Source organism: Variovorax sp. P4_D9, assembly GCF_056401695.1.
This window is the reverse complement of sequence record NZ_JBFUIU010000017.1, coordinates 1-20298: the sequence shown is the minus strand read 5'-3', so window position 1 is coordinate 20298 and position 20298 is coordinate 1. Positions and strand designations below refer to the sequence as shown.

The following is a 20298-nucleotide window of genomic DNA, read 5'->3' as shown; positions in this document are numbered from 1 at the left end:
CCCGGCATGCCGGGATACGGGCTGAACGGACCATGCAACTGAGCACTTCGCAACTGGCCGCCCACCTCGCGAAGCGGGTGGCGCCACTCTATGTTATCCACGGCGACGAGCCGCTTTTGGCGCAGGAAGCCGCCGACGCGATCCGTGCCGCGGCACGTGCCCAGGGCTACACCGAGCGCAGTTCGTACACCGTGGCCGGCGCCCATTTCGACTGGAGCGCGGTGCTGGCGGCGGAGGGCTCGCTGAGCCTGTTTGCCGAGCGGCAGATCGTCGAGATCCGGATCCCCTCGGGCAAGCCCGGCAAGGACGGCAGCGCCGCGCTGCAGCAGATCGCCGAGGCCGCACCCGGCAACGACAGCACGCTCACGCTGGTGCTGCTGCCCAGGCTCGACAAGGCGACCCGGAGCGCAGCCTGGTTCGCTGCGCTCGAGAACCATGGCGTCAGCCTGCAGGTCGACGCCGTCGAGCGTGCCGCGCTGCCGCAGTGGATCGCCCAGCGGCTGGCGCTGCAGGGCCAGCGCGTGAAGGCCGGCGAGGAAGGCCAGCGCACCCTGCAGTTCTTCGCCGACCGGGTCGAGGGCAACCTGCTGGCGGCGCACCAGGAGATCCAGAAGCTCGCGTTGCTGCACCCCGAGGGCGAGCTCGGCTGGGAACAGGTCGAGGGCGCGGTCAACAACGTCGCCCGCTACGATGTCTTCAAGCTGTCGGACGCGGTGCTGGCCGGCAATCCCCAGCGCGTATCGCGCATGCTCGACGGCCTGCGGGCCGAGGGCGAGGCCGAGGTGCTGGTGCACTACACGCTGGCCGAGGACATCCGGGCGCTGAAGCGCGTGAAAGACGCGATGGCGGCCGGCCGGCCGCTGCCGATGGCACTGCGCGAGAACCGCATCTGGGGCCCGCGCGAGCGCGCCTTCGAGCGCGTGCTGCCGCGGCTCGACGACCGGGCGCTGGCCCGCATGCTGCGCGCCGCCCACGTGGTCGACGGCATCGTCAAGGGTCTCAAGCAGCCCGACTGGCCGGCCAACGGCTGGCAGGCCCTGCATCGGCTGGCGCTGATGCTGTGCCGGGCCTGCGCGCCCGCCGCCTCGCCCGCCAGGCCGCGCTGATCGCCGCGCTTCGATCCCAGCGGCGGCGCACAAAAATGGTGCATTGCTGCCCCCTGTTGCACGCCGCCTTTGGACCTCGCTGCACAATCCGGGGATGAACACCTTGAATGTCTCCGAGTACGTCCAAACGCTCGGCTTGCAGGCCAAGCTCGCTTCGGCCCTGATGGCGCGGGCGGACGCCGCCACCAAGAACAAGGCGCTGAAGGCGCTGGCGCGCCGGCTGCGAGCCGCCGGCGCGCCGCTGTCCGAGGCCAATGCGAACGACTTGGCGCGGGCCGAGGGCGCCGGCCTGTCGGCGCCGATGGTCGACCGGCTCAAGCTGACGCCAAAGGTCATCGAGACCGTGGCGCAGGGTTGCGAACAGCTGGCCGCAATGTCCGACGTGATCGGCGAGGTGATCGGCATGCGGCAGCAGCCCAGCGGCATCCGGGTCGGCCAGATGCGGGTGCCGATCGGCGTCTTCGGCATGATCTACGAGAGCCGCCCCAACGTGACCATCGAGGCTGCCAGCCTGGCGATCAAGAGCGGCAACGCGGCGATCCTGCGCGGCGGCTCCGAGGCGATCGAATCGAACAAGGCGCTGGCGCGGCTGGTCGCCGAGGCGCTCGAGGAGGCCGGCCTGCCGGTTGATGCCGTGCAACTGGTGGGCACCACCGACCGCGAGGCCGTGGGCCAGTTGATCGCGATGCCGCAGTTCGTCGACGTCATCATCCCGCGCGGCGGCAAGGGCCTGATCGAGCGCATCAGCCGCGACGCCCGGGTGCCGGTGATCAAGCACCTCGACGGCAACTGCCATGTCTATGTCGACCACACGGCCGAGCTCGACATGGCGCTGAAGATCGTCGACAACGCCAAGACCCAGAAGTACAGCCCCTGCAACGCCGCCGAGGGCCTGCTGGTGGCGTCCTCGATCGCCGAGACCTTCCTTCCCGAGATCGGCGCCATCTTCGCCGCCAAGGGCGTCGAAATGCGCTGCGACCCGGCGGCGGCGCAGATCCTGCGCGCCGAAAGCGCGCACCTGCCGGCCGACAAGGTGGTCGACGCGGTCGAATCGGACTGGTTCGAGGAGTACCTGGCGGCGGTCATCAGCATCAAGGTGGTCGAGGGCGTGGACGAGGCCATAGCGCACATCAACCACTATTCGAGCCATCACACGGATGCGATCGTCACGCGCGACCACATGAACGCCCAGCGCTTCCTGCGCGAGGTCGATTCGGCCAGCGTCATGGTCAATGCCAGCACCCGTTTCGCCGACGGCTTCGAGTTCGGCCTGGGCGCCGAGATCGGTATCAGCACCGACAAGTTCCACGCGCGCGGCCCGGTCGGGATCGAGGGGCTGACGTCGCTGAAGTACGTGGTTCTGGGTCAGGGCGAAGTGCGGAGCTAGGCTCGCCCCCAGGTTGCCCCGCACTTCGTGTCGGGGCGCCCACCCCCTACCGGGGGCAGGCAACACCAGCGGCCCGGCGAAGCCGGTTCCGCGGTGTTTCTGGCATCGAGAGTGGCGCTGTCGAGGTTGTCATCGGGGCGTCCGCCCCCAAATCTACAATCCCCGCTCTAGCTCAGGCACCAATCCAACAAGGCCGCCGCATGGTCCCCCATCTCGTCACCGCCCTGACCGGCCCTATCAACGAACTCGAGCAGCGCGTGCTCGACTCGACCCCTGCCATCGAGCGCTGGTTCCGGCTCGAATGGATGGAGCACACGCCGCCGTTCTACAGCTCGGTCGACATCCGCAACGCCGGCTTCAAGCTGGCGCCGGTCGACACCAGCCTCTATCCGGGCGGCTGGAACAACCTGACGCCCGAGATGCTGCCGCTGGCGGTGCAGGCAGCCCAGGCGGCGATCGAGAAGATCTGCCCCGAGGCGCGCAACCTGCTCGTGATCCCCGAGAACCACTCGCGCAACACCTTCTACCTGGCCAACGTCGCGCAACTGGTGCGCATCTTCCACATGGCCGGGCTCAACGTGCGGGTCGGCTCGATCGATCCGGCGATCAAGTCGCCGAAAAAGATCGAGCTGCCCAACGGCGAGACGGTCTGCCTGGAGCCGGTGGTGCGCAGCAAGCGCCGCCTGGGGCTCAAGCACTTCGACCCCTGCACCATCCTGCTCAACACCGACCTGTCGGCCGGCACGCCGGGCATCCTCGAGGACCTGCACGAGCAGTACCTGCTGCCGCCGCTGCATGCCGGTTGGTCGGTGCGCCGCAAGAGCAATCATTTCCACAGCTACGAAGAGGTGTCGAAGCGCTTCGGCAAACTGCTCGGGATCGACCCCTGGCTGATCAACCCGATGTACGCCCGGGCCGCGGAGGTCAGCTTCGCGACCGGCCAGGGCATCGACGTGCTGACCAGCCATGTCGACGCGCTGCTCGCCAAGGTGCGCCGCAAGTACAAGGAATACGGAATCAACGAGAAGCCCTTCGTGGTGGTCAAGACCGACAACGGCAGCGCGGGCCTGGGTGTCATGACGGTGCGCGACGCAAAGGAGATCGAGGCCCTGGTGCGACGGCCGCGCGCCAGCAAGGCCGGCGCCGCCAAGGAGGACCAGGAGCCCTGCGACCTGATCGTGCAGGAAGGCGTGCTGACCAACGAGCGGGTGCACAACGGGGTCGCCGAGCCGGTGGTCTACATGATGGACCGCTACGTCGTCGGCGGCTTCTACCGGGTGCATGCCGAGCGGGCCCCGGACGAAAACCTCAACCTGCCGGGTGCGAGCTTCGTTCCATTGGCATTTTCCGAAAGTGCGCACTTACCACAGCCGGGCGCAAAACCGGGCGCCAGCGCTCCGAATCGCTTCTACATGTACGGCGTGATCGGCCGGCTCGCGATGGTGGCGGCCAGTTACGAACTCGAGGCCACCGACCCGGATGCCGAAGTCTATGAATGATTTCGGGCTACAGCTTGCGGACCGGCGCGGCAACGGCAAAATAGCGGCCCCATAACAACGCAAACGACAGGGTGGAAGGCGATTCAGCGGCCGAAGCGGGCCGCACAGCGCCCCGTCGCGGTGTGCTGCACGCCAGGCGACCCTTTGCAGCCATTCCGTGTCCGCCCCTAAATCCTCCTCCGCTGCGCTGATCCTCGCGGCCATCGGTGTCGTCTATGGCGACATCGGCACGAGCGTCCTGTATGCGGTCAAGGAGGTGTTCGGCCACGGCCACGTTCCTTTCACCATCGAGAACGTCTACGGCATCCTGTCGATGTTCTTCTGGACCCTGACGGTGATCGTCTCGCTGAAGTACGTGGTGCTGGTGTTGCGCGCCGACAACGAGGGCGAAGGCGGTCTGGTGGCGATGCTCGCGCTGGCCTCGCAGGCGGTGACCGGCAAGCCCCGGCTGCGGCAGGTGCTGCTGGTGGTCGGCATCTTCGGCACCTCGCTCTTCTATGGCGACGGCGTCATCACGCCGGCGATCTCGGTGCTGTCGGCGGTCGAGGGCCTGGAGGTGGTGTCGCCGCAGTTCCGGCACTACGTGATCCCGATCACGCTGGTCGTGCTGTTCGGCCTGTTCGTGGTCCAGAAGCGCGGCACGGCGGGCATCGGCCGCTTCTTCGGTCCGATCACGCTGGCCTGGTTCTTCGCAATCGCGGTGCTCGGCGTGTCGCAGATCCTCACCCATCCCGAGATCCTCAAGGCGATGAGCCCGCATTACGCGCTGCGCTTCATGTGGAACAACCCGGTCACCAGCTTCATCATACTGGGCGCGACCGTGCTGTGCGTGACCGGCGCCGAGGCCCTCTACGCCGACCTCGGGCACTTCGGCAAGAAGCCGATACGCATCGCCTGGTTCTCGGTCGTGATGCCGGCGCTGACGCTCAACTACTTCGGCCAGGGCGCGCTGCTGCTGGAGAACCCGCTGGCCGTGAAGAACCCCTTCTTCATGATGGCGCCCGAGTGGGCGCTGCTGCCGCTGGTGCTGCTGGCCACGGCCGCCACCGTGATCGCGTCGCAAGCGCTGATCACCGGCGCCTTCAGCGTCACCCGCCAGGTGATCCAGCTCGGCTACCTGCCGCGCATGAACATCGAGCACACCAGCGTGCGCACCGCCGGCCAGATCTACATCCCCTTCGTCAATTGGGGCCTGTTCGTGGCGATCGTGCTGGCGGTGGTGATGTTCCGCTCGTCGAGCAACCTGGCGGCGGCCTACGGCATCGCGGTGACCACCGACATGCTGATCACCACGGTGCTGACCTTCTTCGTGATCCGCTACGCCTGGAAGTACCCGCTGATCCTGTGCATCGCGGCCACCGGCGCCTTCTTCGTGGTCGACTTCCTGTTCTTCGCCTCGAACCTGCTCAAGCTGTTCGAGGGCGGCTGGTTCCCGCTGCTGATCGGCGGCTCGATCTTCATGCTGATGGTGACCTGGAAGGAAGGGCGCCGGCTGATGGGCGAGACCCAGCTGGCCGAGGCGATCGACCTGCGCGGCTTCCTCGACTCGGTCTTCGTGAGCCCGCCGGCGCGGGTCGACGGCACGGCGGTCTTCATGACCGCGGAGCCGGGCGTGGTGCCCAACGCGCTGCTGCACAACCTCAAGCACAACAAGGTGCTGCACGACCAGAACCTGTTCGTGACGGTGCGCAACCACGAGGTGCCGTGGATCCCGATGGACAAGCGCGTCGAGATGGAGGCGCTGGGCCACCACTGCTGGCAGGTAGTGGTGCACTACGGCTTCAAGAACGAGATCGACCTGCCGCGCGCGCTCGAGCACGCGCGCATGCGCGGCTGCCAGATCGAGCCGATGGCGACCAGCTACTTCCTGTCGCGCGACGTCGTGATCCCGACGATAGGCAGCGGCATGGCGCCCTGGCGCGAGAAGCTGTTTGCGCAGATGCATCACAACGCGAGCGGGGCGGCGGATTTCCTGGGGCTGCCGAACAACGCGGTGGTCGAACTGGGCTCCAAGATAGAAATCTAGGCCCCCGGCACAATCCAGGGATGCGCTTTTTCAAGGACCTGAGCCTGTCGGCCTTCACCGCCGGCTTCGTCGCCGTGCTGGTCGGTTTCACGAGTTCCGTGGCGATCGTGTTCCAGGCTGCGCAGGCCTTCGGCGCCACGCCCGAGATGATCTCCTCCTGGATGTGGGCGCTGGGCCTCGGCATGGGGCTGGCCTCGGCGCTGCCCTCGCTGTGGTGGCGCAAGCCCGTGATGATCGCCTGGAGCACGCCCGGTGCCGCCGTGCTGGCGGTCGCCGGCGCCGGCTTCAGCATGGGCGAGGCGGTCGGCGCCTTCATCGTCTGCGCGCTGCTGATGGCGCTGGCCGGCGCCACCGGCTGGTTCGAGCGGGTCATGAACAGGATCCCGATGGCACTGGCCTCGGCGCTGCTGGCCGGCGTGCTGGCGCGCTTCGGGCTGCAGGCCTTCATCGCTGCCCAGACCGCGCTGCCGCTGGTGCTGCTGATGCTCGGCGCCTACCTGGTGGCCAAGCGGCTGCTGCCGCGCTATGCGGTGCCGCTGACCCTGGGAGTCGGCATCGTCTTCGCCGCGGCGCGCGGCGATCTGGCCTGGAGCGCGGTGCACTTCAGCCTGGCGATGCCGGTGTTCACGCTGCCGGTCTTCAGCTGGCAGGCGGTGGTCAGCCTCGCGCTGCCGCTGTTCGTCGTCACGATGGCGTCGCAGAACCTGCCGGGCGTGGCAGCGATCCGCGCCGCCGGCTATGACCTGCCAGTGTCGAAGCTGATCACGATCAGCGGCCTTTTCACATTGGTGCTGGCGCCCTTCGGTGCCTTCGCGCTGAATCTCAGCGCCATTACGGCCTCGATCTGCATGGGCCGCGAGGCGCACGAGGATCCGGCGCGGCGCTATACGGCAGCGGTGAGCTGCGGCGCAATCTACGTCGTGATCGGCCTGTTCGGCGCCGCCGTCACGGGGCTCTTGACCGCCTTCCCGAAGGAATTGGTCGCGACCATCGCCGGCCTGGCGTTGCTCGGCACCATCGGCGGCGGTCTCGCGGCCGCGGTGCGCGACGAGCCGCACCGCGAGGCGGCGCTGATCACCTTCCTGGTCACGCTCTCGGGCGTCACGCTGGTGGGCATCGGCTCGGCCTTCTGGGGCGTGGTGGCCGGGGCGCTGGCGCTCGGCATCCAGCAGCTTGGAGGCAAGAAGGCCGCGCTGGGCAAGGACATCGCACCTGCGTGCAAGATCGCGCAGGAAGCCAAAGCCGCTATTGGAAAGAACAGCTCGTGAACATCCTCTTCGTCGCCGACTCGCTCGAGCACTTCAAGATCTACAAGGACACCACCTTCTCGATGATGCGCGAGGCCCAGCGCCGCGGCCACAGCATCTCGGCCTGCGAGCCGCGCGACATGGGCTGGCAGACCGGGCAGCCCGTGACGGCCAGCGTGCGCGACATCACGCTCACCGGGAACATCGACGACTGGTTCACCGAAACGCCGCGCCGTCGTGCGCCGCTGCACGGCTTCGACGCGATCCTCATGCGCAAGGATCCGCCCTTCGACGCCGAGTACATCTATGCCACGCACCTGCTGGGCCAGGCCGAACGCGAAGGCGCGAAGGTCGTCAACAAGCCGGCCTCGCTGCGCGAGCATCCCGAGAAGCTCGCGGTGATGGAGTTCCAGCAGTTCACCAGTCCGACCCTGGTCACGCGCGACCCGGCGGCCGTGCGCGCCTTCCATGCCGAGCACAAGGACATCATCCTGAAGCCGCTTGACGGCATGGGCGGCATGGGCATCTTCCGCGTCCGCGAAGACGGGCTCAATCTCGGCTCGATCACCGAGACGCTCAACAAGGGCGGCGCCGAAACGATCATGGTGCAGCGCTTCGTGCCCGAGATCTCGGACGGCGACAAGCGCATCCTGATCATCGCGGGCGAGCCGGTCCCCTTCGTGCTGGCCCGCATCCCGCAGGGCACCGAGGTGCGCGGCAACCTGGCGGCCGGCGGCAAGGGCGTGGCCCAGCCGCTGACGCCGAAGAACCGCGAGATCGCCGAAGCCGTGGGCCGCGCGCTAGCGCCGCGCGGGCTGCTGCTGATCGGCCTCGACGTGATCGGCGACTGCGTGACCGAGATCAACGTCACCAGCCCGACCTGCTTCCAGGAGATCACCGAGCAGACCGGCTTCGACGTGCCGGCGATGTTCATCGATGCGCTGGAAGCGCATGTGAAGGCGTGAAGGTCACCAGGTCGCCGTCGCCGTCCTGCGTGACCCTTGCGGGGTAGCTAGACATGGGTCGTCTCATCAGATGAAGTGGCCGTACGATGACGGGCCATGGCCATATCCGCCTTTATCGTGAAGGTCCTTGGCGCCGAATCCCTGGTGAGAGCGCTTCGTGAGCGCTTTGATGCGACATCCAAGCTTGGCGTCCCTGCCCATATCACGGTGCTGGTCCCCCTCATGGATCCCAGCGACATCACTTCTGACGTGCTGGAGCAGGCGCAGCGTGCCTTGGACCAAACCGAAGCCTTTCCATTCGCGCTGCGCTCGGTTGGCAGATTTCCGGCGACAACCTACCTGGTGCCGGAGCCTGCAGCGCCGTTCATCGCGATGACGCAAGCATTGGTCGAAGCCTTCCCAGGCTTTAGACCGTACGCGGGCGAACACCAGGGCGTCATCCCACACCTCACCGTCGCGCATGGAAGCGCTGCCGAAGCCGACGAGGCAGCCGACAGCGGCTGCGGCTTGAGCAATGTGCCGCGGTGACAGCGCAATGCAGTTCCGTCGCCCTGATCGAGAACTCGTCCGGCAGGTGGAGGGAACTGCACGTCTTCCATCTTCCGCAGGGCGCTTTGGCGGCGAATCGTGGGCCGGTATGCTGAGGCGGCACGCGACCAAACCCGGCCGGCTACGGTGACCATCACCGGCGGTCACCGCCCCGCAGCGATTTGCGCTCGCGCTCAAGCAGCCGGTCGTAGAGGCCCCCGCCTGGCGCGACAAGGAATACCACCGCGCCGTGTATCAGGAGGCCCAGGCCCCAGCCGAGGAGCGGATACACATACCAGTTCTGCCCGCGCGAGGTCGCCAGCAGAATCAGGAGCAGGTTCACCAGAACGTACACGAACGCATGGATGTACCAGCCCATCTTGGCGCTAGCGCGGCGGCGAGCAAGTCGCTCCAGATGGTCATGGTCGGCAGAGGCGTTTTTCATGGTGCGACCTCATGGGGGAAGCATATTCCTCAAGTGGAACAGGTTTCGCCACCGCATGGCTCCCCGTCTGGGCGTGCGGCCCTCCTGCTTCGCCTGCGTGGGAGTCTACCGACCCGCGGTCGATGGTTCCTGGTTGAGCACCAGGTCGAAGTCCAGCGAATAGATGCCGTTGGGCGCCTGAACCCAGTAAACACACGGATGCCGTGGTGACGCTGCCCTCGCCACTTGCCGCCGTACTGGCCCGAGAGCTCGACCTCGAATTGGTCAAGCCACCACTGCGACTTCCGCGCTTCGAGGTTGCGCAGTACATGCACCAGCGATTCAGCTGCACCGAGCGAAACCACTGGTTGCCGGCCTCGTGGTGGAACCGCTCGTGCCAAGGCAACGCCCGAATCGACGGCAGCGATTGAGGCGGCACGCGCCTAGCCTAGCTTGACAGTCAGCCAGCCCCAAGCGTGAAGGCGGCAAGCTCCCAGTCGCCGGTTTTCTCGTCGTATCGGAGGACGTACAGATGCCCGTCATCCGCGTCGACTTTGAACCAGCGCTGGGTCGGCCCAAACCAGCGGTCAACGATGCCACGCACGGCAATGCGGCGCTCGCCGAGCCAGAAAACGAACGGTTCCGGTTCACCGCGATAGCCGACGCAGCACTCCACACGAATTGCCATGCCTCACGATACCGCTGAAGCTTGTGCCGTTTCCCGTCCTGTTCTCAGTCGCGGTCGATGAGGGCACCTACACACAGTGCCACGCCCACGACATATAACAACCAGGTCTGTGCAATTGCGTAGGGATAGAACATCAGGGCGACGCCGAGCCATTTGCTTCGCCGACGACCGGCGCGCTTTCCGTTGCGGTAGACCGCGAATCCGATGAGGCCGAATAGAACGGCACCCACGATATAGGCTGGGCTCGGGAGCGTAATCCCGAGCGACTGTAACGTCTGCAGGCTGTCCATGGGAGGTTGGACTCAGAATGGAGGGGTAGTCTACGAGCCAAACCAGCAGTGCGACGATGCCCGCCTAAGGCCCACTGTGGAGGACCTCCCGGTCCACACCGGCGTTCATGTTTGGAGCGCAAGTCGCTGATCGCGTTGGGGCTGCAAGCTCGACAACCTTGCCTGCCGACATCGGCGTGCGACGCAACGTATCGCGACCATCGGGTCAAGAAGGACTTCCCTCTGCTGACCGCCGACCTCAGCAGCGCCGCTGCCCATCCACGAACACCGCCAGTTCCCGCGGCGCGAAGGCCGTCCATTGCTCGTTGGTGGTTAGCGGCGCGGTCACGACCACCGCCACTCGATCGTTCGGCGTGGTGTGCTGGGCGAAATCGATGCTCAGATCCTCATCCGACAGCTCGGCGGTCAGGAAGGGATGCCGGCGCTCGACGTACCAAAGATGGGTCGAGGCGTGGGCCCACAGGGCCTGGCCGTTCGACAACATGAAATTGAAGGTGCCGTGCGCCGCCAGCCGCGGTGCCAGTTCGCGCAGCGTGAGCGTCAGCTCGTCGATGCTCGGCACGCCGGCATGCGACTTGGCCAGCTCCTGCATGATCCAGCAGAAGGCATGTTCGCTGTCGGTGCTGCCCACGGGGTGGAAACTGCCGTGCAGCCGCGGCCGGAAATCCTTCAGGTCGCCGTTGTGGGCGAACACCCAGTATCGGCCCCACAGCTCACGCACGAAGGGATGGCAGTTCTGCAGGTTGACCGCGCCCTGCGTCGCCTTGCGGATGTGGGCGATGACGTTGCGGCTCTTGATCGGATAGCGGCGGATCAACTCGGCCACCGGCGATTCGCAGGCCGGCTGATGGTCGACGAAATGCCGCAGGCCGCGGTCCTCGAAGAAGGCGATACCCCAGCCGTCGGCATGGTGGTCGGTGCGGCCGCCGCGCTGGGCGAAGCCCGTGAAACTGAAGGTCACGTCGGTCGGCGTGTTGCAGTTCATTCCGAGCAGCTGGCACATGGCGGTTATTAGAACTGAAGCGGCTTCAACCTGGCACCGACGGTGCCTTCACGCGCAGCTGCCAGGCCGCGACGATCGCCAGCGCGCACAGGCCCGCCAGCATCACGAACACCTCGTCGAAGGCCGCCAGCCGCGCCGGGCTGGTGGCGGTGTTGGCGAGCGAATCGCCGTGCGCCGCGAGCCGCCACTCGAGCACGATCGCGCACAGGCTCACGCCGGCGGCGCCGCCCAGCATGCGCAGGAAGTTGATGGCGCTTGCGCCCTGCGGGATCAGGGGCTTGGCCAGCGGCCGCATCGAGCCCAGGTTGAGCGACGGCAGGATGAAGCCCAGGCCGATGCGCCCGATGATCGCGAAGGCGACCAGCAGCCACAGCGGGCTCTCCAGGTGGAGCACCACCATCAGCGCAAAGGACGCGGCCAGCAGCACCAGGCCGATGCACACCAGCAGGTAGGTCGGCTGCCGGTCGGCCAGTCGGCCGACGCCGGCGATGGTCAGCGCCAGCACGATGCCGGCCGGCAGCAGGATGGTGCCCACGTGCGAGGCGGACAACTGCAGCCCGACCTGCATGTAGACCGGCAGCAGGTAGGTCGAGCCGAACAGCGCGGTGCCGTAGATGAACGCGACCACGCTGCCCATCGCGAACTGCCGGTACTCGAACAGCGCCAGGTTCATCAGCGGCGCGCCGCCCCGGGCGGCCAGGCGCTTCTGCCAGGCGATGAAGGCGCCGAAGGCGATACCGGCACCGGCCAGCAGCAGCGTGGCCTGCAGTGCGGAGTCACCGCGCAGGGCGACCAAACCGTTCAGCAGGCACAGGGTGCCGACGGTGCCGAGGCCGAGTCCGCGCCAGTCGAGTCCATCGCTGGGCGCAGCGACCACGCCGCCCGGCGCGGTGGTCGGCACGAACTTGTAGGCCAGCCAGATCGACGCCAGGCAGAAGGGCACCACCATGAAGAAGATCGAGCGCCAGCCGAACAGGTCGACCAGCACGCCGCCGATGCTGGGCCCGATGGCCGGCGCCAGCACCACCCCCATGCCGAAGATGCCGCTGGCGCGTCCCTGCTCCTGGGGCTGGAAGGCGCGCAGGATGATGATGGCCGGGATCGGCTGTACCACGCCCGCCGCCAGCCCCTCTGCCACGCGCGCGATCAGCACCAGCGTGAAGTTGGTGGCCAGCCCGCCAGCCATCCCGCCGGCCAGCAATAGCACCATGGTGCCGACGTAGGTGCGCCGGTAGCCGTAGCGCGAGAGCAGCCACGGGGTGGCCAGCATCGACACGGTCATCGCCACCATGAAGCCGGAACTGACCCACTGGGCGCGCTCCTGGCCGAGCGAGAAATGATGGCTCATGCCGGGAATGGCGACGTTGACGATGGTCGACGACATGATCGACGCCATCACGCCGACCATGACGGACAGGAGCAGCAGCCAGCGATAGCGTGCGCCGTAGCGGCTGCTCAGGGACTGCGGGGGAGGATTGTTCATCGGAGAGGGAGTTGCCCGCGCTGGGCCGTCCTACAAGGATATCGGCGTTTGCAACGCTCCAGCAGGAAGTATCGGCGGCCAGAATTGCAAGTTGTCCTGTCGAGAGAGCCTCATGGAAGTCCAGAACGACAACAACAACAGCAGCAGCGGCGCTGTCCCCGTCGCCCCCGAGTCTGAGTCCGAATCCGAGTCCAGCGGCAATTCGCTGGCCTCCGAACTGCAGGCGCCGACACTGAGCCGCGCCTACCAGTGCCAGTGCGGCCGCCCGGTGTTCCTGCGCAACAGCCAATGCCTGGCCTGCCTAACGCCGCTGGGCTACGTGATCGAACGGCTCGGCGTCGTGCCGCTCGCGCCGGCCGGATTCGAAGGTGCCGAGCCTGACACTTTCACGGTCTTCGGCGACGCCCACGGCAAGGCCTACCGCCGCTGCGCCAACCTCATGACGCCGGCCGCCTGCAACTGGATGGTGCCGGCGCCGCGCGAGGGCGACGACCCGGTTTTCCACACCGGCGGCCTGGTGCCCGGACTTTGCCTGTCGTGCAGCGTCACGCGCACCATCCCCGACCTGTCGATCGAGAGCAACGGGGCCTTGTGGCTGAGCCTCGAGCTGGCCAAGCGACGCTTGATCTCGCAGCTGCTGGCGCTGGGCCTGCCGGTGGTCACGCGCCTGAGCGATCCGGCGCACGGCCTGGCCTTCGACTTCCTGGGCCACCTGCCGGGCGGTCCGCATGTGATGACCGGCCACGAGATGGGCATCATCACCCTCAATGCCGAGGAGGCCGAGGACGCAGTGCGCGAACGCATCCGCGCCGAGATGCGCGAACCCTATCGCACGCTGCTGGGCCACTTCCGGCACGAGATCGGCCACTACTACTGGGACCTGCTGGTGGCGCCCACGCCCTGGATCGAGGGCTTTCGGCAGCTCTTCGGCGACGACCGGGACGACTACGCCGCGGCACTGCGCAATCACTACGACAACGGGCCGCCGGCCGACTGGGCCGACCGTTTCGTCACCAGCTACGCGAGTTCGCACCCGTGGGAGGACTGGGCCGAAACCTGGGCCCACTACCTGCACATGGCGGATACCGCCGACACCGCCCTGAGCTTCGGCGTCGACGCCCAGAACGTCGAACTCACGAGCGACCTGTTCGAGCTCCCGGACCTCTGGCAGCCCGATCATCCGGGCGCCGGCCAGTTCCTCGATTTCCTCAACGGCTGGGTGCGGCTCACGAACGTGCTCAACGAGTTGTCGCGCAGCATGGGACAGCCCGACTACTACCCCTTCGTGCTGCCGCGCGCGGCCGTCGGCAAGCTGCAGTTCATCCACCAGGTGATCACCGAGCAGCGCGAGCGCGGCGGCATGCCGGCGATGGCGGCCAAGGAAGAACCGGCGGCGTCTCAGTCCTGAAGCACTTCCTGGGCGGCGCAGCGCGCGCAGATGCAGGCCAGTCGGCGCTGTGCGTCCGGCACACGGGCCAGCAGGGCCTCGCTGAAGTCGACCTCCCTGCACCAGCACGGCGGCTGGGCCTGGCCGGTTTCGCGCTCGATCTCGATCGCGCAGCGATTCGACTCGCCGCACAAGGGACAGCGCGACGGATCGGGGCCGGTCGCCGCATTCATCAGGCGAGCTCGAAGGGCGCCAGCTTCTTCGCCACCGCGACGTTGTCGAGCGTCACGTAGACCGGAAGCCCGTCGCGGTAGGACGGATAGTCCTCGCCCTGGATCAGCGGCAGCAGGTAGCGCCGGCATTTCTCGGTGATGCCGTAGCCGTCGTTCGAGATGAAGTCGCGCGGCATGAACTTCTCGGCGTTGGCGACCGCGTCGAGCGGCGCCGTGCCGATGCGGTAGACATAGGGCTGGTCGGAGGTGCGTTCGATGGTCGRCATCACGGCGTTGCGGCCCTCGAGCGCCAGCTCGACTGCGCGCTGGCCGAGTTCGTAGGCCTGCTGCACGTCGGTGGCCGAGGCGATGTGCCGCGCCGCGCGCTGCAGGTAATCGGCCACCGCCCAGTGGAACTTGTGGCCCAGCGCGTCCTTGATCATCTGCGCCACCACCGGCGCCGCGCCGCCGAGCTGCGCGTGGCCGAAGGCGTCCTTGCTGCCCTGCTCGGCCAGAAAAGTGCCGTCGGCGTGATGGCAGCCCTCGGAGACCACCACGGTGCAGTAGCCGTGATGCTTCACGATGGCGTCCACGCGCGCCAGGAAGGCGGCCTGGTCGAACGGAATCTCGGGGAACAGGATCACGACCGGAATGCCGTGCGCCTCGACCAACCCACCGGCCGCGGCGATCCAGCCGGCATGGCGCCCCATGACCTCGATCACGAACACCTTGGTCGAGGTCGCGGCCATCGAGCGGACGTCGAGCGAGGCCTCGAGCGTCGACACCGCCACATACTTGGCGACCGAGCCGAAGCCCGGGCAGCAGTCGGTCAGCGGCAGGTCGTTGTCGATGGTCTTCGGCACATGGATGGCCTGCAGCGGATAGCCCAGCGACTGCGACAACTGGCTCATCTTGAAGCAAGTGTCGGCCGAATCGCCGCCGCCGTTGTAGAAGAAATAGCCGATGTCGTGGGCCTTGAAGACCTCGATCAGGCGCTCGTACTCACGCCGGTTCTTGTCGAGCGACTTGAGCTTGTAGCGGCACGACCCGAAGGCGCCAGCGGGCGTCGATCGCAGCGCCGCGATCGCCTCTGCCGATTCGCGGCCGGTGTCGATCAGGTCCTCGGTCAGGGCGCCGAGGATGCCGTTGCGGCCGGCGTAGACGCTGCCGATGCGGTCGCGGTGCCGGCGCGCGGTCTCGATCACGCCGCAGGCCGACGCGTTGATGACGGAGGTGACGCCGCCGGACTGGGCGTAGAAGGCGTTGAGGAGGGCCATGGCGGCATTCTCCCGCAGCCGCGAGCCGCAGACAAATCCGCCGGCCGGTCCCCCCCAGCCTCGGCTCAGATCGCGAAGCCGGCGCGTCGGCGAAGCCCGACCGAAGCATCGCCGGTCAAGGCTTCGACCATTCGCCGGGCCAGCGCGGGCTGCTGCGCCCGGCTGCAGACGGCGGCCGTGTAGACGGTGTTCAGCGCATGCTCGGCGGGCAGCTCCCCGAGCAGCCGGACGCCGGGCGTGTAGAGGATTTCGGTCACCTGCGTGCAGCCGATCAGACCGTCGCCGCCATCGCGCGCGAGTTCGCGCATGGCCGTCGCGCCGTTGGGATATTCGTGGATGCGGTCGGCCAGCGCCGCCTCGAGTCCCAGGGCCTTCAGCATGCCCGCGATATGAATGCCGGCGGTCGATTGCCGCAGGTCGGGCACGTAGAGGCCTTTTGCCGCCATCAACGCGGCCTTCAGCGCCTGGCTGTCACCGACCGCGACCGCGGGCGCGCCCTCCGGCACAGCGATGCCGGTGGCGACGGCGCCGAGCGGCCGCGCACTGTCGGCCACGACATGCTGCTGCTGCGCGAGCTGGGCGATCAGGGACGCCGACAGCACCAGCAGGTCGCAGGGCTCGCCGGCCATCAGCTTGTCGCGCATGGCGCCGACGGCACCGAAGGTCGGGGCGATCGTGCAGGCGTTCGCCTGTTCAAAGTCCGGTTGCAGTCCGGTGACGACGGCCTGCGCGGCACCGCCGCTGAAGAGGGTCAGTTTCATTGGAGTTCCAGGAAGGTGAAAAGTGGTGGTCGCGTCGACATTCAGGCATCCATCGCCTGCACGATGCGTTCGGGCCGCAGCGGAAGGTCGCGCACCCGCACGCCCAGGGCGTCGAAGACGGCATTGGCGATCGCCGCCGCGGTCGGGCCGAGCGAGGCTTCGCCGGCACCGACCGACGGACATGCCGGATTCGGCAGCAATTGAACATCGATCCGCGGCGCATCCGCAAAGCGCAGGATCGGGTAGTCGTCCCAGCCCGGGTCCAGCATGCGCGTGCGGTCGAAATGCGCGGCCTCCAGCAGGCTCCAGCTGGTGGCCTGCAGCGCGCCGCCTTCGATCTGCTGTCGCACGCCGTCCGGGTTGATCGCCAGCCCGACGTCGACGGCGATCTGCAGCAGATGCACCCGCACCCGCTCCTCGACCGCCACCTCGGCCACCACGGCGCAGTAGGCGCCGCTGTTCTTGTAGCGCGCGAATCCGATGCCCTGGCCGAGGCCGTTGCCGGCCGGTGCACTGCGCTTGCGCCATCCGGCCTGCGCCGCCACCGCCCGAAGAACGCCGATGGCGCGCGCGTCGTCCAGCTGTGCCAGGCGGTAGTCCAGCGGATCGCAGGCGGCCGCGTGCGCCAGTTCGTCCATGAAGGACTCGATCGCGAACACGTTGGCGAATGCGCCGAGCGCCCGCAGCGCCGAGGTGCGCATCGGAACCTCGCGCACCCGCCGGCAGACCACCGAGCGAGCCGGAAACGCATAGAGCGGATCGGCATTGCGGTCGCCGCCGCCGCCGACCGCGGGTGGCGCATCGCTCGCCTCGACGCTTTCGAAGGGCCGTGCCAGATACCAGGCGCCGAGCAAGGTCGGCGTGGCGCCGCGCCCGGGCCGCAGCCCATGGCCGGGACTCCAGGATTCGTGCCGCCACGCCAGCACGCGGCCGGCCGGGTCGAGGTCGGCCTCGAGCGCGATCGCCATCGCCGGGCCCAGTGGCGACCAGCACAGTTCGTCGGCGCGCGACCATTGAACCCGCACCGGCCGCGTCGGGCACGCGCGTGCCAGCCAGGCGGCGTCGAAGGCGACGTCGTCGGCGCCGTTGTGGCCGTAGCAACCGGCGCCTTGCACATGGCGGACCACGATGTCCCCTGGCGCCACGTCGAGCGCGAGCGCCAGGTCCCGGCGCAGGTTGTAGATACCCTGGCTGTGGCTCCAGACGCTGAGCGTTCCGCCCTCGAACACCGCCAGTGCGCAGGAAGGGCCGATCGACGCGTGGCGGATGAAGGGCTTCGAATAGGCTGCGCGAAGCGTTCTGGCCGCGGCCGCCGCGTGGGTGGGCGCCGTGTTCGCGAGTTCGAGCGGCGTCGACGGAAGCGATTGCAGCCAGGGCCGAAGCGCGTCGGCGTCGGGCAGGGTAGCGCGTTCGCGCCAGGTCGCGAGCGCCGCGACCCGGGCGGCGGCGCGTTCCGCCAGCGCTTCGGTCTCGGCCACCACGCCGAGCTGCGAGCCGTCGCGCAGCACCTCGAGCACGCCATCCCAGCCGCGCACCTCGTCGATGCGGCACTCGGCGAGCTCGGCCCCGGGCGATGGCGGCCGCACGATGCGTCCGTGCACCATGCGCGGCAGCACCATGTCGTGGATGAAGACGAACTCGCCGAACACCTTGTCGGCGATGTCGTCGCGCGGCTGCGCGCGGCCGACGATGCGCAAGTCGCCGGGCTGTTTCGGGCCGGCGCCTGCAACGGCGTCGACCTCGAGCAGCGCTTCGTCGGCCAGCTCCCAGTAGCTGCACAGGCGCCGCTCGCCATGGAAGATCGTGCCGTGCACCACGCGCAGCTGCGCCGCCGGCAGCCCGTGCATCGCCGCGGCGCGCGCCAGGTAGATCGCGCGGGCCTGCGCGCAGACATGGCGCAGCGCGGCGCCCGAATGCTGCACCGACAGGCTGCCGGAGGTCACGGCCTCGTCGGGACTGCTGCCCGTGGCCGCTGGCAGCATGCGGACCTGGGCGAGCTCGAGGTCGAGCTCTTCGGCGGCGATCTGTGCCAGCGCGCCGAGGATCCCCTGCCCGAGTTCGACCTTCCCCGAGCGGACCTGCGCATGGCCACCGGCGTCGATGCGAAGCCAGGTCGAGAGCCGTGGATTGGCCTGCAGGCTCGGCGGCAGCGGCGCTTGCGCCGCGCCGCGCTCGGGCGTCATCGGGTCATCCATGCGCATCGGGCGACAGGGCCTCTGCCGCGCGAACGATTGCTCGAATCACGCGGGGATGGGTGCCGCAGCGGCACAGGTTGCGCGCCAGACCGGCGCGAATCTCGGCCTCGCCGGGCCGCGGATGGCATTGCAGCAGCGCTGAGGCCGAGACCAGCATGCCGGACGTGCAGTAGCCGCACTGCACCGCCTGCTCGTCGATGAATGCGCTCTGGATCGGATGCGGCCCCGCGCGTGTTCCCAGTCCTTCGGAGGTGCGCACCCGCTTGTTCTCGGCCGCCCACATCGGGGTGTCGCAACTCGGCACCGGGCGCTCGTCGAGCAGCACCATGCAGGCGCCGCATTCGCCCATGCCGCAGCCGAAATGGCTGGCGCGCAGGCCGAGGTCGTTGCGCAGCACGTCGAGCAGCGAACGGTCCGGGTCCACCGCCAGCTCGCGGTGCTGGTCGTTCACGGTCAGGCGGATGGCGCGCAGCTCGGGCGCCATCACTCGACCGTGATGTGGGCCGACTCCACGATCTTCTTCCACTTGGCGATGTCCTGGTTGAGGAACTGCGTGAAGGCCGTCGGCGTCATCACCATGCCGTCGATCCCGCTCTTCGCCCAGGTGGCGCGCGTCGCGGGCTCCACCACGATCCTGCCGATTCTCTGGTTCAGGAGATCGACGACCGGCTGCGGCGTGCCCTTGGGCGCCATCAGACCGAGCCAGATCGTGGCGGTGTAGTCGGGCAGGCCGAGTTCGGCCATGGTCGGCACGTCGGGCAGGACGCTCGAGCGCGTCTTGCCGGTCGTTGCCAGCGCGCGCACCTTGCCGGTGGCGATCAGGTCGGTCATGGTGCTGACGGCGTCGAACATCATGTCGACCTGGCCGCCGAGCACGTCGGTGCGGGCGCCGCCGCTGCTCTTGTACGGAATGTGCTGGATGTCGATGCCGGCCATGCTCTTGAACAGTTCGCCGGCCATGTGGTACGGCGTGCCGGTGCCCGACGAAGCGTAGTTGAGCTTGCCCGGGCTGGCCTTCGCCTGGCGGATCAGCTCGGGCAGCGTCTTGGCCGGCAGGTCGGCGCGGACCACCAGCACCAGCGGGGCCTCGTTCACCGGCGCCACCGCGACGAAGTCGCGCATCAGCTCGTAGGGCTTCTGGCGCAGCAGCGATTCGTTGACGGTCTGCGTGTTCGACATCATGAGGAGCGTGTAGCCGTCGGGCGGGGCCTTGGCGACGTACTGGGTCCCGATGACCGCGCCGGCGCCGGGCCGGTTCTCGACCACGAAGGGTTGGCCCGTGTCCTTGCCCAACTGCTGCGCGATGACGCGGGCGTAGACGTCGGCCGAGCCGCCCGGACCGAAGGGCACCACGATGGTCACGGCGCGCGACGGATAGCCCTCCGGACCCTGGGCTTGCGCGGTCCCCTGCGCCATCGCGAGCAGCGCGAGCGACAGTGAAGCCAGTGCGGCGAGGCCGCGGTGAAGTCTCTTGTTCAACTATGTCTCCTGGTGCCCAGGCCCCGCGAGGTGGAATTCGAACGCGGCGGCAAAATGCGGGCTGGTTGCGGAAAGCGGAATGTAGAACCAAAATGGATCAGGTTCAATACCAATCATCGAAAAATAAATACCAATTGGTCCTCATTGGCTGTGGTGTTCTCAGGAGTTGCGGATGAGCGATCCCTACGCCGAAGACGGCGCAACGGCACCCAAGGCTGCCGGCGCAAAGGCGCTGTCGCGCTATCTGCAGGAGGGCATGCAGAGCGGCGCGCTGCGGGCGGGCGTCAAGCTGCCGGCCGAGCGCGAACTCAGCGAGCGCTTCGGTGCATCGAGGGGTGCGG

At 67.9% G+C, this 20298-nt stretch carries 21 protein-coding genes; 10 read left to right on the top strand and 11 right to left on the bottom strand.

Annotation, left to right across the window (positions count from 1 at the left end; all coding sequences use genetic code 11):
* The first annotated feature begins 32 nt into the window (after positions 1 to 32).
* The 7 genes from holA (at position 33) to AC1DY5_RS03610 (ending at position 8758) form a co-directional block, all read left to right on the top strand.
* Positions 33 to 1106 carry a DNA polymerase III subunit delta gene (gene holA, locus AC1DY5_RS03640; protein WP_478108604.1) on the top strand — a complete coding sequence of 358 codons (1074 nt, stop codon included), beginning with the start codon at positions 33 to 35 and terminating at the stop codon, positions 1104 to 1106.
* Positions 1107 to 1200: 94 nt separating this feature from the next.
* Positions 1201 to 2493: a glutamate-5-semialdehyde dehydrogenase gene (locus AC1DY5_RS03635; protein ID WP_478108601.1), complete on the top strand. Its 1293-nt coding sequence runs from the start codon at positions 1201 to 1203 to the stop codon at positions 2491 to 2493.
* A gap of 200 nt (positions 2494 to 2693) precedes the next feature.
* Complete coding sequence (gene gshA, locus AC1DY5_RS03630) at positions 2694 to 3992, top strand: glutamate--cysteine ligase (protein ID WP_478108599.1); 1299 nt, start codon at positions 2694 to 2696, stop codon at positions 3990 to 3992.
* Between the two features lie 157 nt (positions 3993 to 4149).
* Entirely contained in the window at positions 4150 to 6018 is a 1869-nt protein-coding gene (locus tag AC1DY5_RS03625) for a potassium transporter Kup (protein WP_478108598.1), read from the top strand.
* A 20-nt stretch (positions 6019 to 6038) separates the two neighbouring features.
* Positions 6039 to 7286: a benzoate/H(+) symporter BenE family transporter gene (locus AC1DY5_RS03620; protein WP_478108596.1), complete on the top strand. Its 1248-nt coding sequence runs from the start codon at positions 6039 to 6041 to the stop codon at positions 7284 to 7286.
* Positions 7283 to 8230, top strand: a complete 948-nt coding sequence (gene gshB, locus AC1DY5_RS03615) for a glutathione synthase (RefSeq protein WP_478108594.1) — start codon at positions 7283 to 7285, stop codon at positions 8228 to 8230. Before AC1DY5_RS03620 ends, gshB begins: the two co-directional genes overlap by 4 nt.
* A gap of 96 nt (positions 8231 to 8326) precedes the next feature.
* Positions 8327 to 8758: a 2'-5' RNA ligase family protein gene (locus tag AC1DY5_RS03610; RefSeq protein ID WP_478108593.1), complete on the top strand. Its 432-nt coding sequence runs from the start codon at positions 8327 to 8329 to the stop codon at positions 8756 to 8758.
* A gap of 154 nt (positions 8759 to 8912) precedes the next feature.
* Here the strand turns inward: AC1DY5_RS03610 and AC1DY5_RS03605 are convergent, their stop codons facing one another.
* Positions 8913 to 9203, bottom strand: coding sequence for a 2TM domain-containing protein (locus AC1DY5_RS03605; RefSeq protein ID WP_478108591.1), 291 nt, complete (start codon positions 9201 to 9203; stop codon positions 8913 to 8915).
* Between the two features lie 206 nt (positions 9204 to 9409).
* Here AC1DY5_RS03605 and AC1DY5_RS03600 point away from each other — a divergent pair, with 206 nt between their 5' ends.
* Positions 9410 to 9613, top strand: a complete 204-nt coding sequence (locus tag AC1DY5_RS03600) for a hypothetical protein (RefSeq protein WP_478108589.1) — start codon at positions 9410 to 9412, stop codon at positions 9611 to 9613.
* Positions 9614 to 9642: 29 nt separating this feature from the next.
* Here the strand turns inward: AC1DY5_RS03600 and AC1DY5_RS03595 are convergent, their stop codons facing one another.
* From AC1DY5_RS03595 to AC1DY5_RS03580, 4 genes are all read right to left on the bottom strand, one after another.
* Positions 9643 to 9870: a hypothetical protein gene (locus tag AC1DY5_RS03595; RefSeq protein WP_478108587.1), complete on the bottom strand. Its 228-nt coding sequence runs from the start codon at positions 9868 to 9870 to the stop codon at positions 9643 to 9645.
* 44 nt (positions 9871 to 9914) lie between these two features.
* Positions 9915 to 10160, bottom strand: a complete 246-nt coding sequence (locus AC1DY5_RS03590) for a hypothetical protein (protein ID WP_478108584.1) — start codon at positions 10158 to 10160, stop codon at positions 9915 to 9917.
* A 238-nt stretch (positions 10161 to 10398) separates the two neighbouring features.
* Positions 10399 to 11163, bottom strand: a complete 765-nt coding sequence (locus AC1DY5_RS03585) for a class II glutamine amidotransferase (protein ID WP_478108581.1) — start codon at positions 11161 to 11163, stop codon at positions 10399 to 10401.
* Between the two features lie 25 nt (positions 11164 to 11188).
* Positions 11189 to 12646 carry an MFS transporter gene (locus AC1DY5_RS03580; RefSeq protein WP_478108579.1) on the bottom strand — a complete coding sequence of 486 codons (1458 nt, stop codon included), beginning with the start codon at positions 12644 to 12646 and terminating at the stop codon, positions 11189 to 11191.
* A 112-nt stretch (positions 12647 to 12758) separates the two neighbouring features.
* Between AC1DY5_RS03580 and AC1DY5_RS03575 the strand changes: the two genes are divergently transcribed.
* Positions 12759 to 14054: a zinc-binding metallopeptidase family protein gene (locus AC1DY5_RS03575; protein WP_478108577.1), complete on the top strand. Its 1296-nt coding sequence runs from the start codon at positions 12759 to 12761 to the stop codon at positions 14052 to 14054.
* On the opposite strand, the gene AC1DY5_RS03570 is transcribed toward AC1DY5_RS03575, so the two are convergent.
* The 6 genes from AC1DY5_RS03570 to AC1DY5_RS03545 all read right to left on the bottom strand — a co-directional run bounded on the left by AC1DY5_RS03570 (position 14045) and on the right by AC1DY5_RS03545 (position 19957).
* On the bottom strand, positions 14045 to 14266 hold the full coding sequence (locus AC1DY5_RS03570; RefSeq protein WP_478108575.1) for a cysteine-rich CWC family protein: 222 nt from the start codon (positions 14264 to 14266) through the stop codon (positions 14045 to 14047). The genes AC1DY5_RS03575 and AC1DY5_RS03570 overlap by 10 nt on opposite strands.
* Positions 14266 to 15522 (bottom strand): 6-phosphofructokinase, encoded by a 1257-nt coding sequence (locus tag AC1DY5_RS03565; RefSeq protein ID WP_478108573.1) that lies wholly within the window; start codon positions 15520 to 15522, stop codon positions 14266 to 14268. The genes AC1DY5_RS03570 and AC1DY5_RS03565 overlap by 1 nt, the downstream gene beginning before the upstream one ends.
* Before the next feature lie 65 nt (positions 15523 to 15587).
* Positions 15588 to 16283, bottom strand: coding sequence for a molybdate ABC transporter substrate-binding protein (locus AC1DY5_RS03560; protein WP_478108571.1), 696 nt, complete (start codon positions 16281 to 16283; stop codon positions 15588 to 15590).
* 41 nt (positions 16284 to 16324) lie between these two features.
* Positions 16325 to 18484 (bottom strand): xanthine dehydrogenase family protein molybdopterin-binding subunit, encoded by a 2160-nt coding sequence (locus AC1DY5_RS03555; protein ID WP_478108569.1) that lies wholly within the window; start codon positions 18482 to 18484, stop codon positions 16325 to 16327.
* On the bottom strand, positions 18471 to 18962 hold the full coding sequence (locus AC1DY5_RS03550) for a (2Fe-2S)-binding protein (RefSeq protein ID WP_478108567.1): 492 nt from the start codon (positions 18960 to 18962) through the stop codon (positions 18471 to 18473). Before AC1DY5_RS03550 ends, AC1DY5_RS03555 begins: the two co-directional genes overlap by 14 nt.
* Positions 18962 to 19957, bottom strand: coding sequence for a tripartite tricarboxylate transporter substrate binding protein (locus AC1DY5_RS03545; RefSeq protein ID WP_478108565.1), 996 nt, complete (start codon positions 19955 to 19957; stop codon positions 18962 to 18964). Before AC1DY5_RS03545 ends, AC1DY5_RS03550 begins: the two co-directional genes overlap by 1 nt.
* Positions 19958 to 20129: 172 nt before the next feature.
* Here AC1DY5_RS03545 and AC1DY5_RS03540 point away from each other — a divergent pair.
* Positions 20130 to 20298 (top strand): GntR family transcriptional regulator (locus AC1DY5_RS03540; RefSeq protein WP_478108628.1); only part of this gene is annotated, 169 nt, incomplete at its 3' end.

Coding starts and splice junctions, on each gene's coding strand:
- holA (WP_478108604.1), top strand. CDS start 33: ATGCAACTGAGCACTTCGCAACTGGCCGCCCACCTCGCGAAGCGGGTG.
- AC1DY5_RS03635 (WP_478108601.1), top strand. CDS start 1,201: ATGAACACCTTGAATGTCTCCGAGTACGTCCAAACGCTCGGCTTGCAG.
- gshA (WP_478108599.1), top strand. CDS start 2,694: ATGGTCCCCCATCTCGTCACCGCCCTGACCGGCCCTATCAACGAACTC.
- AC1DY5_RS03620 (WP_478108596.1), top strand. CDS start 6,039: ATGCGCTTTTTCAAGGACCTGAGCCTGTCGGCCTTCACCGCCGGCTTC.
- AC1DY5_RS03610 (WP_478108593.1), top strand. CDS start 8,327: ATGGCCATATCCGCCTTTATCGTGAAGGTCCTTGGCGCCGAATCCCTG.
- AC1DY5_RS03605 (WP_478108591.1), bottom strand. CDS start 9,203: ATGAAAAACGCCTCTGCCGACCATGACCATCTGGAGCGACTTGCTCGC.
- AC1DY5_RS03595 (WP_478108587.1), bottom strand. CDS start 9,870: ATGGCAATTCGTGTGGAGTGCTGCGTCGGCTATCGCGGTGAACCGGAA.
- AC1DY5_RS03590 (WP_478108584.1), bottom strand. CDS start 10,160: ATGGACAGCCTGCAGACGTTACAGTCGCTCGGGATTACGCTCCCGAGC.
- AC1DY5_RS03585 (WP_478108581.1), bottom strand. CDS start 11,163: ATGTGCCAGCTGCTCGGAATGAACTGCAACACGCCGACCGACGTGACC.
- AC1DY5_RS03580 (WP_478108579.1), bottom strand. CDS start 12,646: ATGAACAATCCTCCCCCGCAGTCCCTGAGCAGCCGCTACGGCGCACGC.
- AC1DY5_RS03575 (WP_478108577.1), top strand. CDS start 12,759: ATGGAAGTCCAGAACGACAACAACAACAGCAGCAGCGGCGCTGTCCCC.
- AC1DY5_RS03570 (WP_478108575.1), bottom strand. CDS start 14,266: ATGAATGCGGCGACCGGCCCCGATCCGTCGCGCTGTCCCTTGTGCGGC.
- AC1DY5_RS03560 (WP_478108571.1), bottom strand. CDS start 16,283: ATGAAACTGACCCTCTTCAGCGGCGGTGCCGCGCAGGCCGTCGTCACC.
- AC1DY5_RS03555 (WP_478108569.1), bottom strand. CDS start 18,484: ATGCGCATGGATGACCCGATGACGCCCGAGCGCGGCGCGGCGCAAGCG.
- AC1DY5_RS03550 (WP_478108567.1), bottom strand. CDS start 18,962: ATGGCGCCCGAGCTGCGCGCCATCCGCCTGACCGTGAACGACCAGCAC.